The organism is Bacteroides sp. DH3716P, from assembly GCF_025914115.1.
Classification (GTDB): domain Bacteria; phylum Bacteroidota; class Bacteroidia; order Bacteroidales; family Bacteroidaceae; genus Bacteroides; species Bacteroides ovatus.
In genome coordinates, this window is record NZ_CP083673.1 from 5,824,241 (window position 1) to 5,839,628 (window position 15,388).

The 15,388-nt window shown below is 40.1% G+C and carries 12 protein-coding genes and 2 pseudogenes; 12 read left to right on the forward strand and 2 right to left on the reverse strand.

Going from position 1 to position 15,388, the window contains the following annotated elements; all coding sequences use genetic code 11:
- Positions 1 to 308 precede the first annotated feature (308 nt).
- The 11 genes and pseudogenes from KQP79_RS22295 (at position 309) to KQP79_RS22345 (ending at position 10,463) form a co-directional block, all read left to right on the forward strand.
- Positions 309 to 506 carry a hypothetical protein gene (locus KQP79_RS22295; RefSeq protein ID WP_004306485.1) on the forward strand — a complete coding sequence of 66 codons (198 nt, stop codon included), beginning with the start codon at positions 309 to 311 and terminating at the stop codon, positions 504 to 506.
- Positions 507 to 698: 192 nt separating this feature from the next.
- Positions 699 to 1,126: pseudogene (locus KQP79_RS22300) on the forward strand (ferritin-like domain-containing protein).
- Between the two features lie 214 nt (positions 1,127 to 1,340).
- Positions 1,341 to 1,820, forward strand: a complete 480-nt coding sequence (locus tag KQP79_RS22305) for a ferritin (RefSeq protein WP_004309108.1) — start codon at positions 1,341 to 1,343, stop codon at positions 1,818 to 1,820.
- 29 nt (positions 1,821 to 1,849) lie between these two features.
- Positions 1,850 to 2,902 carry a class I fructose-bisphosphate aldolase gene (locus KQP79_RS22310; RefSeq protein ID WP_004309107.1) on the forward strand — a complete coding sequence of 351 codons (1,053 nt, stop codon included), beginning with the start codon at positions 1,850 to 1,852 and terminating at the stop codon, positions 2,900 to 2,902.
- Between the two features lie 13 nt (positions 2,903 to 2,915).
- A complete protein-coding gene (gene gpmA / locus KQP79_RS22315) occupies positions 2,916 to 3,665 on the forward strand; it encodes a 2,3-diphosphoglycerate-dependent phosphoglycerate mutase (protein ID WP_004309105.1) in 750 nt (249 codons plus the stop codon).
- Positions 3,666 to 3,730: 65 nt separating this feature from the next.
- Positions 3,731 to 4,159, forward strand: coding sequence for an Hsp20/alpha crystallin family protein (locus tag KQP79_RS22320; RefSeq protein WP_004309103.1), 429 nt, complete (start codon positions 3,731 to 3,733; stop codon positions 4,157 to 4,159).
- An 85-nt stretch (positions 4,160 to 4,244) separates the two neighbouring features.
- Positions 4,245 to 4,745 (forward strand): RNA polymerase sigma factor, encoded by a 501-nt coding sequence (locus KQP79_RS22325; RefSeq protein WP_008650022.1) that lies wholly within the window; start codon positions 4,245 to 4,247, stop codon positions 4,743 to 4,745.
- Between the two features lie 20 nt (positions 4,746 to 4,765).
- A complete protein-coding gene (gene pfkA, locus KQP79_RS22330; protein WP_008777393.1) occupies positions 4,766 to 5,749 on the forward strand; it encodes a 6-phosphofructokinase in 984 nt (327 codons plus the stop codon).
- Positions 5,750 to 5,901: 152 nt separating this feature from the next.
- Positions 5,902 to 8,460 (forward strand): alpha-glucan family phosphorylase, encoded by a 2,559-nt coding sequence (gene glgP / locus KQP79_RS22335; RefSeq protein ID WP_004326384.1) that lies wholly within the window; start codon positions 5,902 to 5,904, stop codon positions 8,458 to 8,460.
- A 188-nt stretch (positions 8,461 to 8,648) separates the two neighbouring features.
- Positions 8,649 to 9,419, forward strand: coding sequence for an arginase family protein (locus tag KQP79_RS22340; protein WP_004306464.1), 771 nt, complete (start codon positions 8,649 to 8,651; stop codon positions 9,417 to 9,419).
- Positions 9,420 to 9,593: 174 nt separating this feature from the next.
- Positions 9,594 to 10,463, forward strand: a complete 870-nt coding sequence (locus KQP79_RS22345; protein ID WP_080558394.1) for an urea transporter — start codon at positions 9,594 to 9,596, stop codon at positions 10,461 to 10,463.
- Between the two features lie 464 nt (positions 10,464 to 10,927).
- Here the strand turns inward: KQP79_RS22345 and KQP79_RS22350 are convergent, their stop codons facing one another.
- Together KQP79_RS22350 and KQP79_RS22355 are read right to left on the reverse strand one after the other, a co-directional pair.
- On the reverse strand, positions 10,928 to 11,332 hold the full coding sequence (locus tag KQP79_RS22350; protein WP_004309090.1) for a helix-turn-helix domain-containing protein: 405 nt from the start codon (positions 11,330 to 11,332) through the stop codon (positions 10,928 to 10,930).
- Positions 11,333 to 11,347: 15 nt separating this feature from the next.
- Entirely contained in the window at positions 11,348 to 11,764 is a 417-nt protein-coding gene (locus tag KQP79_RS22355) for a helix-turn-helix domain-containing protein (protein ID WP_004306458.1), read from the reverse strand.
- 533 nt (positions 11,765 to 12,297) lie between these two features.
- Here KQP79_RS22355 and KQP79_RS22360 point away from each other — a divergent pair.
- Positions 12,298 to 15,383, forward strand: a pseudogene (locus KQP79_RS22360) (SusC/RagA family TonB-linked outer membrane protein).
- Positions 15,384 to 15,388: the final 5 nt, after the last annotated feature.

Sequence of the window (15,388 nt, forward strand, 5' to 3'; positions counted from 1 at the left end):
TAGGCGTGGGGCTTTGTGTATTATATGTTGTTGAGTATGGGGATACTTCTGAACGGTAATACCAAAGTTCCCACGCTTAACTTTATATATAAACACAGCTCCAGGGAACAGAGTTGACTAGAAGATAAACATTATGAAAGCAACTTGTTCTAAAAGTAAGACGACTGTCTCGACCGGTTTCTGTTCTTCGTTTGTTACTGTCTTTAGTGAAATTCTTATTCTGTTTATTTCCATTCCTGTTTTTTTCAAGACACACAATCACTATCTTACAAATTACATGCCAACATATTTTTCTGAGACCTTCCTCCATGATAGCCAATAATAGCGGTTCCTCTCACCATACAGAAAAAGACCTTTGGTTACAAGTTCTCGCTTTGGCAAAGGAAATACAGGACTGTAAGTCTTATCTGTATCCTAAGACCTTGGAATCTATATATGATAATATTGTAAGAATAGAAAAATTGTTGGATATTTTATTGATTATCACTCGTGGAAGTGACAAATAGACATTATTATTCCGCCTTATGCGACAATTTGTCCAATGCAGTAAAAATGTCGCATCATTAAACTATCGTTAAAAGTTTCATTTTTATAGATTACCTCTATGAAATGGAATTTTTATATACCAAGAAACGTACGCAATCAGTTATGTAACCTTAATGTTCAGAATAATGATAGATAAACGAATAGAAAGTACCATGAATGAATTGATCAACGCAGAAATATGGTCAACCAACTTATACCTGTCTTTACAGGTTTATTTTGAAAGTGAACAACTCCCGATACTGAGCTCCTGGCTAAATACCCAGGCTCAGGATAATATGAACAAAGTCTATCAAATGATGAGCTGGATATATCATAATGGAGGATGCGTTGCAATTAATGAGATAAAACGGGATGTGCAAAATGGCAAGCTCCAGTAAGTGCCTTAAACGAATTGATTGAACATGAACGATATATGTCCCGCCTAGTCTCCATACTCCTCATACTATGCCGAAACGTGGATGCGTCCTCTAATTCTTTCATCAACAGGCTGTATTCAGACCGAATATATCTAAGTACGGCCCTTTTGGAATTATTACGTATTCTTGCCCAAGAAAATGTGCGGAGACTACCTTATTTCTAACAGTATGTCCCTCCATTTAACATCTCATAATATTAAAGATTATATAACCTTGTATGGTCTACTTTTTGCAACATAATAAACAATAATAAAATAGATCATGAATATTTTATTAATAGGATAACCCGGTTTTATCGACATTTTGGGACAAGTTTATGCTTGTTTCAAGATAAGAGAGAATATTAAATTATTATTAACTCTAAAAATTTAAATCATTATGAGTGAGAAATTACAAAATGCTTTGAATGAACAAATCACAGCAGAATTATGGTCTGCCAACTTGTATCTGTCTATGTCTTTCTATCTAAAAAAAGAAGGTTTTTCAGGTATGGCCAACTGGATGCGGAAACAATCTGCAAAAGAAGTGGGACATGCGTGCACCATTGCCGAGTATATGGTTAAACGTGAGGCGACACCGAAAGTAGACAAAGTGGATGTAGTTCCACAAGGATGGGGAAATTCTTTGGAAGTTTTTGAACATGCCTTGGAACATGAAAAGCATATCTCCAAGTTGATTGACGAATTGGTATACTTAGCTTCAGAAGAAAAGGATAATGCCACACAGGATTTTCTGTGGAAATTTGTCCGGGAACAAGTAGAGGAAGAAGCCGGTGTACAGAATATTGTAAACCTGTTAAAGAAAGCCGGAGATAGTGGTATCCTTTTCATAGATGCTAAATTGGATGGATGCAAATAATAAACCTGAATAGTTAAAAGATAAATGATATGAGCAAAACAGTAGATATATTAGGTGGGCAGGCTGAATACTACCTAAACCATACATGCAAGACAATAGATAAACAACTGATTCATATTCCGGGTCCGGATATAGTAGATAAGGTATGGATAAATTCGGACAGAAACATTCGGACATTGGAGAGTTTGCAAACTTTATATGGACATGGACGTTTAGCGAATACCGGCTATGTATCCATCCTACCTGTAGACCAGGGTATAGAGCATTCTGCTGGGGCATCTTTCGCTCCCAATCCACTTTATTTTGATCCGGAGAACATCGTAAAATTGGCTATTGAAGGAGGATGTAATGCCGTAGCATCTACATTCGGCGTATTAGGCGCCGTAGCACGGAAATACGCCCATAAAATTCCATTCATCGTCAAATTGAATCATAACGAACTGCTTACTTATCCGAATAGCTATGACCAAGTAATGTTCGGTACAATAAAAGAAGCATGGAATATGGGCGCCATAGCAGTTGGAGCCACTATTTATTTCGGTTCGGAGCAAAGTCGCCGCCAAATAGTGGAAGTATCGCAAGCTTTTGAATATGCTCATGAACTGGGAATGGCTACCATTTTATGGTGTTATTTGAGAAACAGCGGTTTTAAGAAAGACGGAACCGACTATCACGCTGCAGCCGACCTGACAGGCCAAGCCAACCATATCGGAGTAACGATCAAGGCTGACATCGTAAAACAAAAACTTCCGTCCAATAATGGTGGCTTCAAAGCCATCGGCTTCGGAAAAACAAATGAGCGCATGTATACAGAGCTGACAACTGACCACCCGATAGACCTTTGCCGTTATCAGGTAGCTAACGGCTATATGGGACGCGTCGGACTAATCAACTCGGGTGGTGAATCTCATGGAGAATCCGACCTGCATGATGCTGTTGTTACAGCAGTAGTGAACAAACGTGCTGGCGGTATGGGGTTGATTAGTGGTCGGAAAGCCTTCCAAAAACCAATGAAAGATGGGGTCCAGCTATTGAGCACCATACAGGATGTATATTTGGATTCTTCAATAACCATTGCATAAAGACAGGTCGTCCATGAAAAGAATAGTATTATTACGTCATGGTGAGAGCCTATGGAACCAAGAAAACCGCTTCACCGGGTGGACAGATGTTGATTTAAGTGAAAAAGGCGTTGTAGAAGCCTGCAAAGCAGGCGATACATTACGAGAAGCCGGATTTTCTTTTGAGATTGCCTACACTTCTTACTTAAAACGTGCTATAAAAACGCTGGACTACGTTCTGGACCGCCTGAATGAGAGCTGGATTCCCGTCGAAAAGACATGGAGGTTGAATGAGAAACATTACGGCATACTTCAGGGACTTAACAAAAGTGAGACGGCTGCCCAATATGGTGAAGAACAAGTACACACCTGGCGGAGAAGTTATGATATAGCTCCTGCAGCATTGGGAGAGGACGATTCGCGCAATCCGAGTAAAGACATACGTTATGCAGATGTCCCGGATATGGAACTTCCACGTACGGAATCCTTGAAAGATGCCATTGAGCGTGTAATGCCTTATTGGAAATGCATCATCTTTCCCACATTGACATGTAAGGATAACCTGCTGGTAGTTGCCCATGGCAACAGCCTGCGTGGAATCATCAAGCATCTCAAGGAAATATCCGATACAGACATTTCCAACCTGAACCTGCCTACAGCAGTTCCTTACGTTTTTGAATTCGACAACCGGCTGGCTCTTGTCAAAGACTATTTTCTCGGTGATCCGGAAGAGATACGTAAACGGACGGAAGCTGTAGCAAAACAAGGAATGACTAAACAATAAAAGTTCTGTCAAGCAGCCAGACATATTTTCTAAACTTTAATTATTAACTAAAAAAGGAGGTAAAAATGGTACCTACAAAAATGAACCAGAATTGGTTACCAAGTATTTTTAATGATTTCTTTAACAATGAGTGGATGATGAAGGCAAATGCAACAGCCCCCGCTATTAATGTAATTGAAAATGAAAAGGACTATAAAATCCAATTGGCAGCTCCGGGAATGACAAAAAATGACTTCACCGTTAATGTGGATGAAAACAACAATCTAGTAATCTGCATGGAAAAGAAGGAAGAGAAGAATGAGGAGAAAAAAGACAAAAAATACCTACGCCGTGAATTCTCTTATTCCAAATTCCAACAAAGTATCATACTGCCGGACAATGTTGAAAAAGATAAGATTACAGCCAAGGTAGAACATGGGATTCTGTCTATAGATATTCCCAAAACAGTGGACAAAGAAGTTCAGAAGATAACCAGAACTATTGATATCAAATAAGATATCTTAGCTAAACTTTACCCAAGGCGTTCCTTATATTTAGGGGGATGCCTTGATATAAACCTTTGAACCTCAAATCACTATAATGAAAACATTCAATTTTGATGAAGCATTAATAGCTCTGCAAAGTGATCTGCTAGGTTTTGCATATAAATTGACAGCTGACAAACACGATGCTGAGGATTTATTGCAGGAAACAATGTTGAAAGCTCTGGATAATAAGGATAAATTTGATCCTGGAACAAATTTTAAAGGCTGGATGTATATCATTATGCGTAACGCTTTTATAAATAACTACCGGATAAAAAAAAGCCAGGGAGACTTATATATATTATCCGAACCCGACTATCATTTCCTGCTAAGAGATGACTCTTTTGCTTTCATAGACAATAGTCAAGATGCCAAGGAGATAAGGGCAGCCCTTAAAACACTACCTAAAGAACATTACAACGCTTTTATGTTGTATATATCCGGATTCAAATATCGGGAAATAGCTCAAGAAACAGGAGTGTCGCTAGGTACAATAAAAAGCCGTATCTTTCATAGTAGGAAAAAATTAAAGCAGTTACTTTCTGATTTTGTCTAATAATTGTATAAAAATGAATTATGAATAACAAGTATATTGGAATCCTGACTTCCGGAGGGGATGCGTCAGGAATGAATGCAGCGATCCGCGCCGTAACCCGTACCGCCATCTTCAACGGCTTTAAAATAAAGGGAATTTATAGGGGATACGAAGGACTGATTGCCGGTGAAGTAAAGGAACTCACAACAGAAGACGTGAGCAGTATTATTCAAAGGGGAGGTACTATACTGAAAACAGCGCGTTCCGAAGCTTTTACCACTCCGGAAGGACGTAAGAAAGCCTATGAAGTTATACAAAAAGAAAATATCAGTGCACTGATTATTATCGGTGGAGACGGTTCTCTGACGGGAGCCCGTATCTTTGCCGAAGAGTATAACGTGACATGTATAGGACTACCCGGTACGATTGACAATGATTTATATGGTACTGATTTCACCATAGGATACGACACGGCATTAAATACAATTGTTGAATGTGTAGATAAAATAAGAGACACCGCAACCTCACACGACCGCATTTTCTTTGTCGAGGTGATGGGACGTGATGCGGGCTTCCTGGCCCAGAACAGTGCGATTGCTTCAGGGGCTGAAGCTGCCATTATTCCGGAGGACAAAACGGATGTGGACCAGCTGGAGACATTTATCGGACGTGGATTCAGAAAAACAAAAAACAGCAGTATCGTCATTGTGACCGAAAGTCCCCAAAATAAAAATGGAGGTGCCATGTACTATGCCGACCGGGTAAAAAAGGAATATCCTGAATATGATGTAAGAGTTTCCATTCTGGGACATCTGCAACGCGGTGGGGCTCCAAGTGCCAACGACCGTATACTGGCAAGCCGATTAGGAGAAGCAGCCATCCAGGCTCTGATGGAAGACCAACAGAATGTGATGATAGGCATACGGAACAATGAAATTGTCTATGTTCCTTTTGCACAAGCAATCAAAAATGACAAGCCTATTGACAAAAGCCTGATTCGGGTACTTAACGAGCTGTCCATATAAAGTTATTAATTCACCACTGCTTGGAAAGACACTCCGGGAGGCAGACATACCGGACTGTATCATCATCGGGAAACTACAAAGTTTTATCCGGTATGGATAATGCCCTATTATAAAATAAACAAGGAAATATAAACTATTTAATGTACAATGTTATGGAATATCCAAGTTATAATGTAAACACTCCTCAATGGAGGGAAATTACAGTCGGTTCACATCTTCCCATGGAATTGGGAAAACTTGCGGAAATAGCACGTAATCTATGGTGGACATGGAATGATGACGCCAAAAGTATGTATTGCGACCTAGATCCGGAGCTTTGGGAAGAAACGGAGCAAAATCCGATATTGTTCCTGGAGCGGATGAATTATGAGAAGCTGGTAACACTGGCACATGATGAGTTTTTTATCCGCAAGATGAATACCGTCTATACTGCTTTCAAGGAATACATTAATGTAGTTCCAGATCATAAACGTCCGTCAGTAGCCTATTTCAGTATGGAATACGGCTTAGACAAGGTCCTCAAAATATATTCCGGTGGTCTTGGAATACTTGCGGGCGATTACCTGAAAGAGGCATCAGACAGCAACGTTGACCTTTGTGCCGTAGGACTGTTGTACCGTTATGGCTACTTTGACCAGTCTCTTTCCATGGACGGGCAGCAGATTGCCAATTATGAAGCACAGAATTTCGGACAGCTCCCAATCGAAAAAGTGATGCAACCAGATGGAAAACAGCTGGTAATCCACATTCCCTACGCCGACAGCTTTATTGTACATGCCAATGTCTGGAGAGTCAATGTAGGAAGAATCCCCCTTTATCTACTGGACACGGACAATGAACTCAATAGCGAGTTTGACCGTCCAATTACCCACCATCTGTATGGCGGTGACTGGGAGAACCGGCTGAAACAGGAGATTTTACTCGGTATAGGCGGCATGATGACACTGAAAGCTTTGGGTATAGAAAAAGACGTATATCACTGCAATGAAGGCCATGCCGCATTAATCAACATTCAGCGGTTATGTGATTATATAGCCGGTGGTCTGGATTTCGGCCAAGCGATGGAATTAGTACGCGCTTCTTCTCTTTATACCGTACATACACCTGTACCCGCCGGCCATGATTATTTTGACGAGGGACTTTTCAACAAATACATGAAAGGGTATCCCGACAAACTGGGCATAACCTGGAATAACCTGATGGATCTCGGACGCCATAATCCGGGAGACAAAGGAGAACGTTTCTGTATGTCTGTATTCGCCTGTAAAACCAGCCAGGAAGTAAACGGAGTCAGCCTGTTGCATAAAACTGTGTCACAGGAAATGTTCGCTCCTATCTGGAAAGGCTACTTCCCGGAAGAGAATCATGTGGGCTATGTGACTAATGGCGTACATTTCCCTACTTGGTGCGCCACCGAATGGGAAAAGCTTTTCAAAGACAATTTTGATGAGAGCTTTATTCATGACCAGTCCAATCAAAAAATCTGGGAAGCTGTCTACGACATTCCGGACGAAGAAATATGGAATACCCGCCTGAAACTAAAAACCAAACTGATAGATTATATCAAAAGAAAATGCAGCAAAGACTGGCTTAGAAGCCAGATCGATCCGTCATTAACCATTTCCATTTTTGAGAAGTTTAACCCGAATGCCCTTCTGATTGGTTTCGGACGACGTTTTGCTACATATAAAAGGGCGCATCTTTTGTTTACCGATATCGACCGCCTGGCTAAAATAGTGAACAATCCGAAATATCCGGTACAATTCATCTTTACAGGGAAGGCTCATCCCAGTGACGGTGCCGGCCAGGGACTAATCAGGCAGATTGTGGAAATATCCCGGCGTCCTGAATTCCTAGGTAAAATCATATTTCTTGAAAACTATGATATGGATCTGGCAAGACATCTTATCGCAGGGGTGGATATCTGGCTGAACACTCCCACACGTCTGGCCGAAGCCTCAGGCACATCAGGGGAAAAGGCACTGATGAACGGTGTACTTAATTTCTCAGTGTTGGATGGTTGGTGGTATGAAGGCTATTGTAAGGATGCAGGATGGGCGCTGACCGACAAAAGTATCTACCAGAATGAACAATATCAGAACCAGCTGGACGCCGAAGCAATTTACTATCTATTGGAGCATGACATTCTTCCTGCATATTATGAACATGGAGATAAGGAGTATTCGGAAAACTGGATTAAGTACATCAAGAATTCAATCGCACAAATAGCTCCCCGTTTTACCATGAAAAGGCAACTGGACGATTACTATGAGAAATTCTATATCAAACTGTCGGAGCATTTCCACATTCTCTCTGCTGACAATAATGCAAAAGCCAAAATGATATCTGACTGGAAAACCGCTGTCCGAAACAGGTGGGATTCCATTGAAATCAAATCCATAAAAGCCGGAAACGGGTTGGATGCGACAATCGAAGCCGGAAAGGAATATGAAGTAACAGTTGTTGTCGATGAGAAAGGTCTGGATGATGCAATTGGAATTGAATTGGTCATTATTCAGCATGAAAGTGGTCAAGATCATATCTATGAAGTCATACCTCTTCCACTAGTTTCCAAAGACGGGAATCTATATACCTTCAAGGGGACATCTCAAATTTTTAATGCCGGAAGTTTCAAACAGGCTTTCCGCATGTATCCCAAAAATAATCTATTACCACATAGACAAGATTTTTGTTACGTCCGATGGTTTTAAAAAAAAGGGAGGTGTGTCATAATGAATAATAAAACGCAAATTATCGCAGAAATAATTTCATAAATCGTTGATTAATATATAAATATAATTGAAATAATCTGCGATAATTTGCGTTAATCTGCGTTTTGACACACTCCGCTTTTATACATGACAAGTTTCAAAGGTTATTCAATAAAAGATAAAGAACAATGAAACCGAACATTATTCTTATGAATTTCACTCATGTCTATGAGCAGGAAAGATTTATAAACGACATCCATTTCCAGTGGATAGATTGTACCGACCTAAACGGAACCAACTGCTACTGTGATGCAGAAGCAGCCAAAGTCATTAGACAAAGAATGGCCCCCTACTTACCTGAAGGAATACATTTCATTGATTCCGGTAACTATCATTATATCAGTAAATTTTGGACGGATAAAATAAAGACCCCATTCTCACTAGTTGTCTTTGATCATCATCCAGATATGCAACCTTCCTTATTTGACAATCTAATGTCATGCGGATGTTGGGTGAAAAAAGTATTGGATACAAATCCTTATCTTCAAAAAGTATGTATCGTCGGTGCTGCTGAAAAGTTGATCAAAGCACTGCATCCCAATTATGGAGAAAAATTAAAGTTTTATAGCGAAACAGAACTTTCTCACGAAGAAGGATGGAACAGATTCTCTCATGAACATCTGAATGAGCCTGTCTATATATCAGTGGACAAAGATGTATTGGACATAAAATCAGCAGTAACCAATTGGGATCAGGGTTCCCTATCACTGACCGAATTGGAGAAACTCCTCTCCATCATTCTAAAAAAAGAAGAAATTATCGGAGTAGATATCTGCGGTGAATGTTCCAGTTCTTTGGATGTTTTCCAAAAAAACAGAGAACTTTCAATTAACAGTAAGGCCAATAAGGAACTATTAAATCTATTCCTGTCCAATCAAAACGAGATTCATCCCCTATAAGTAAATCATTAACATAGTCATGAATATTATGCTTAGCACAATAATTAGTGAATTGACCGTACATGATAATTCCACATCTCTTTACACTTTTCTAATTCTCCATCTCTTGATATTGCTATTTTCAATAGAAGGTTGTACTTTTGTCATCATTTTATCAGTCAATCTTTTATACAAATGGTCTTTATACACAATTTATTACTTATTCTGGGACGTGGAATAGGACAAGTGATGTTTCAGAATAATGCGTTATCCGGATTATTCATGCTAATTGGAATATTTCTAAACTCATGGCAAATGGGAATACTAGCAGTCTGCGGTAATATAATAAGTACACTGACAGCCCATTTTTCGGGATATAAGTATGATGATATTAAAAATGGATTATACGGATTTAATGGAACTTTAGTAGGTATAGCAGTTGGCGTATTTCTACAATTATCGGTAGGAAGTTTAATCATGTTGATTATCGCTTCGGCCCTTTCCACATGGATTGCCTATTTTTTTAATCAGCAACGTTTAATTCCTGGCTTTACTGCTCCTTTCATTCTTGCTGTATGGGGAATGTTGGGAGTTTGCAGCTGGCTTATACCAGATTTACTATCAGTTTCCTATACGGTTATTGATACCACACAGAATATTAATTATTTCCAAGCCTTCTGCTTAGGTATAGGGCAAGTCATGTTTCAGGGAAATACAATTCTATCCGGATTATGTTTCCTTATAGGCATTTTGATTAATTCTCGAAAGGCAAGTCTCTATACTATCTTGGGAGCACTTCTTCCTATTCCCCTAGCCATTTTACTTGAAGTGGATGCTACAGACTTAAATGCCGGATTAATGGGCTATAATGGGGTATTATGTGCAATAGCTTTAGGAGGAACGGGCTGGGAAAGTGGCGTATGGGCAGGATGCTCTGTCTTACTGTCCACCGTATTACAGATTCTAGGAATGAGTTTGGGTATCACTACCTTAACCGCTCCCTTTGTTATATCTGTATGGATCATACTAATGATACAAAAAGTAATAAGAACGCAGAATAACTAAATTAGTCTTCAAATAAAAGTTTGTGATATTTTTTTTCAAAGAAAAAGATAAAAGATATCATCTTGTCACCCGAAATATTTGCTTTTGTATTATGAATACTACACCATAATGCAGTAAACTTAAAAATAGCATCCAAACTCCTTGAATTAAAAAGAGTTTGGATACCTCAACATTTACAGTAAAAAATATTATTTATAAAGTCTCAATCAGATCTTAGTTATGCTTACAACATAAAGGTGATAACTACCCATATAAACAACAGACAGAAGTGTATCACATAATTATGATAACATCATCTCATATCTTTTCACCCACAATCAGCAACAGTTTTTCATTTTCCCCTCTTAAAAACTTTATTTCTTCTTTCAACCAATCTATTTCCTTGTTTTTTGAGGAAATCAATTCAGCTATCATTGTATCAGGAATATAACTACTACTGATAAAATTCAATATCTTGGAGATATTTATTTCTTCTCTTTTTTTAAAGTTTCAAATTGTTCCTTTTGTTTATCCAACAGCTTTTCGAAAATCTCAATTACCTGTTCAACAGGAAAACTATTAAAGGTCTGATTATTGCCTGTATTACTGACAGCACTTTTAACACCACAATTCTCGTAGAAGTTATTCGTATTATACAGGATTGTCTCTTCATTAAAACTCTTCAGCCCATCTACAGTAACGCCTAGTGCTGAAGCAATCTCACCTAACCGTTCATCGTCAAACTTCTCTGTTTGTTCTATTTTCGAAACAGCCTGTTTCGTTATACCTAACAAATCACCGAGTTCCGCTTGAGTCATTCCCCGAAGCCGACGCACCCGTTCAATTTTTCTTCCCAGATGAATTGTATTTGTGTACTTTTCCGTTTCCATATTCCAGTCTGTTGATTATTTTCCCTGCTTTATGCACTCTCTTAGAATCTCTATTTTCTCTTGTTCACTTTTCAACAAGCGTTCATACAGTTCAACCACCTTTTCAATAGGATTAATCTGTTGGTTATGAGCATAAACAGTAGCAATTGCTCCCGGAGAAATGGTAGCATCTTTATAATTATTAATATTACAAATGGCTTTTTCAACATCAAAATCCTTGATGACATCAGTAGATATTCCCAAGACTTCAGCTATTTTTGTCAACAGTCCGTCTTCTATTTCATCTTGTTTCTCTATTTTCGAGATCTCCTGCTGACTAACACCCAGATCAGAAGCCAACGCTTCCTGTTTCATACCCAGATACACACGGATTCTTTGCAGATTGCGACCGACATGCCTTTGATTCACCTTGTCTTTTACTTTAATATCCATATCATTGTTGCTTTAGTAAATACATTGAGACAAAGATAATGAAAATAAAATTCGCAACTACATATCGCCCTTTGAAAAAGACAGCTTTCTATCTGTTTCTCTTTTAAATATAACCTAATTAGATCTATTTTATCCCAGTCTTTATCATTTTATCTACTTCTAAAACTTTACTACCGTAAAGTTTACGACGGGTAAAGGTTTAATCAACAACAATATTACTTTATAAAATCAAATATACAACAGGTAGTAAGAAACAACTCAGTTCTGATAAAAGTCAACTCTATATTTTTCAATCCCCAGTTCTATATGCATAATTTTGCCCTGTCAGTTTTTAGCTGACATGAATCGTGGCGCCACATTTAAAACAGTGCAGAAGGATGTGCAATTGACATTCTGAACAATCATCATTAAACCAATAAAATCTAATAGCCTATGGGGTAAGTAAAGTCGTTACAATCGAGACATAGCTTTAAATCGGCCGAAAATTTAGCTATCCAAAAACAAATTAGTAAACATACAATTAAACAAAAAGCATGAAATCATTTTCTGATAAAACAAACATAGGGTGGAATAATTCCCTAAAGACTGTTTATAGAATGAATTTTTACCTATTATTCCTATTAATAGGTTCATTATCGATACTTGGATCAACACGGGCTTATTGCCAACAGAGCAGAACGATCTCGGGTATAGTGAAAAACTCTCAAGGAGAGACGATTATCGGAGCGAATATCGTTGAAAAAGGTACCAGCAACGGGACGATTACGAATGTAGACGGACTGTTCACACTGCACGTATCGCCCAATGCAATATTAAAGGTATCTTATATGGGATACACGGAGCAGGAAGTCAATACACGCAACAAGAACAAGCTGGAAATCATACTGACGGAAGATGCCAGACTGATTGATGAAGTAGTGGTGGTAGGATACGGATCGGTCAAAAAACGGGATTTGACGGGGGCAGTAACCTCCGTCAAAAGTGCGGAAGTACTGGCCGCTCCTACCAATAATGTGATGGAAGCCCTTCAAGGCAAGATACCCGGAATGGATATCACCAAAACTTCGGGACAGGTAGGAGGTGATGTCACTATCCTGTTACGTGGTTCACGATCTATTTATGGCAGCAACGAACCATTGTTTATTATCGATGGAATCCCCGGCAGCTATAGCCAGGTCAGCCCGTCGGATATTGAGAGTGTAGATGTATTGAAAGATGCTTCTTCCACCGCCATTTATGGTTCTGCAGGAGCAAACGGTGTTGTCATCATCACCACAAAAAGAGGAAAAGAGGGAAAAGCGACCGTAAACTTCGATGCTTATTACGGATTCAGCGGTTCACCTAACTACAGGCATGGAATGACGCGGGATGAATGGGTCACCTACCAGCAAGAAGCCTATAAATATAAAAACGGTGACTATCCTACCGATATGTCCGCCCTACTGGGGAAACAGGATTTTATAGATGCATACAACGACGGCAAATGGATAGACTGGATAGATGAAGTGTCGGGCAACACGGCTACCACACAGAAATACAGTCTTTCGGTCAGCAGTGGCACTGAAAAGACAAAATTATTTGCTTCGACTTCCTACAATCGGGAAGAAGGTTTACTTAATAACGAAAATCTGAACAGATATTCGTTACGCCTCAACCTGGATCAACAGATATTTTCATGGGCAAAGGTGGGCTTTACCTCCAATTTAGTCTACCGGGACTTGAACTCCGGTGTGAAAAACACATTCACCAAATCTCTCTCCGCCATCCCGCTGGGTGATGCTTATACCGAAGAAGGGGAGATCAATCACGAATACATCACGGGACAATATTCCCCGATGAGTGATTTCATAGAGAATCAGTATGTAGACAACACACGTTCCACCTATCTGAACATGAGTGGCTATGTCGAACTAACTCCCATCAAAGACCTGACTTTTACCAGTCGTGTCAATGGTACTTTGAATCACTCACGCCACGGGCAATACTGGGGAGAGAAGTGCAATGCCAACCGTCCGTCTTATGCAGGTTCACCGCATGCTTCCATCACCAACAACAATGCCTGGAATTACACTTGGGAGAATATTCTCGCTTACAACACAACCATCGCAAAAGACCATAATCTGGGAGGTTCACTGATTACTTCCTGGAATAAGAACCAGTCGGAAAGTAGCATGGCTGCCGCCAGCGGTCAGATGGTAGATCAATGGTCTTTCTGGCGACTGACATCGGGCACTTCCCAACATGTAGAATCCGACTTCGCACAGACGCAGAAAATGTCTTTTGCCTTCCGTCTGAACTATTCATACAAGGGTAAATACCTATTTAACTTCTCGACCCGTTGGGACGGTGTTTCACAATTCTCCACCGGACATAAATGGGATGCTTTCCCCGCAGGCGCACTGGCGTGGAGAATATCGGACGAAGCATTTATGGAAAAGACACGTAGTTGGCTGGACAACCTGAAATTGAGAGTGAGCTACGGCATCACGGGTAACTCGGGAGGAACCACCGCATACAGCACCACAACACAAGCATACGTATATGCCGCTTCGGGAATTTCCATTAATGGGAAGATTGTTCCTTTCACGCAATACTCCGGTACCTACGGTAGTTCCGATCTCGGCTGGGAGAAGTCATACAACTGGAATGTGGGGTTGGATTTCGGTATCCTAAACGGTCGCATTGACGGATCGGTAGAATGGTTCAAGACAACCACCAAAGGATTATTATTCAAACGTACATTGCCCATCACCAGCGGTCTGACCGGATGGGGATCGCCTCTGGCTATCTGGCAGAACATCGCCCAGACCAGTAACCAAGGCGTGGAAGCAACGATCACTTCGCACAACATACGGAATAAAGATTTCACCTGAATACCACTTTATCCGTCACCTGGAACAAGGAACAAATAGACGATCTGCCTGACGGTGATCTGATCGCCGAAAACCTGTTTGTCGGTGAACCGATTAAAGCTATTTACGGATATAAATATACCGGAATTTGGGGAACCGATACTCCACAGGAAACATTGGATGCCTACGGCGTAAAACCCGGATTCATCAAGGTAGAAACCTTAGACCAGAAAGGCGATGAAGGTGTGCATAAATACAGTACGGAAGACCGGCAAATTCTAGGACATTCCAATCCGGACTGGATCATCGGACTCAGCAACTCCTTCACCTACAAGAATTTTGATTTATCCGTCTTTGCCATGGCACGTTACGGACAGACAATCAACAGTGACCTGCTCGGTTATTATACCGCCGAACAGAGCGTAACCAAGAATCAACTGGCAGGCGTAGACTACTGGACAGAGGATAATCAAGGAGCCTATTTCCCCCGTCCCGGAACGGGAGACGAACAAAAAACCGTATATCCTTCATTAAGAGTGCGCGACGGCTCCTTCATTAAGATTAAAAATATCACGCTGGGATATACACTACCCGTCAATATTTCCCGCAAAGTTTTAATGGAGAAATGCCGTATTTATGCCACAGCCTACAATCCGTTCATCTTTGTAAAAGATAAGCAGTTGAAAGATACTGATCCCGAAACCAACGGTTCGGATGCATTTCCTACCTACCGGCAATTTGTTTTTGGCGTTAATTTGACATTCTAACAAAA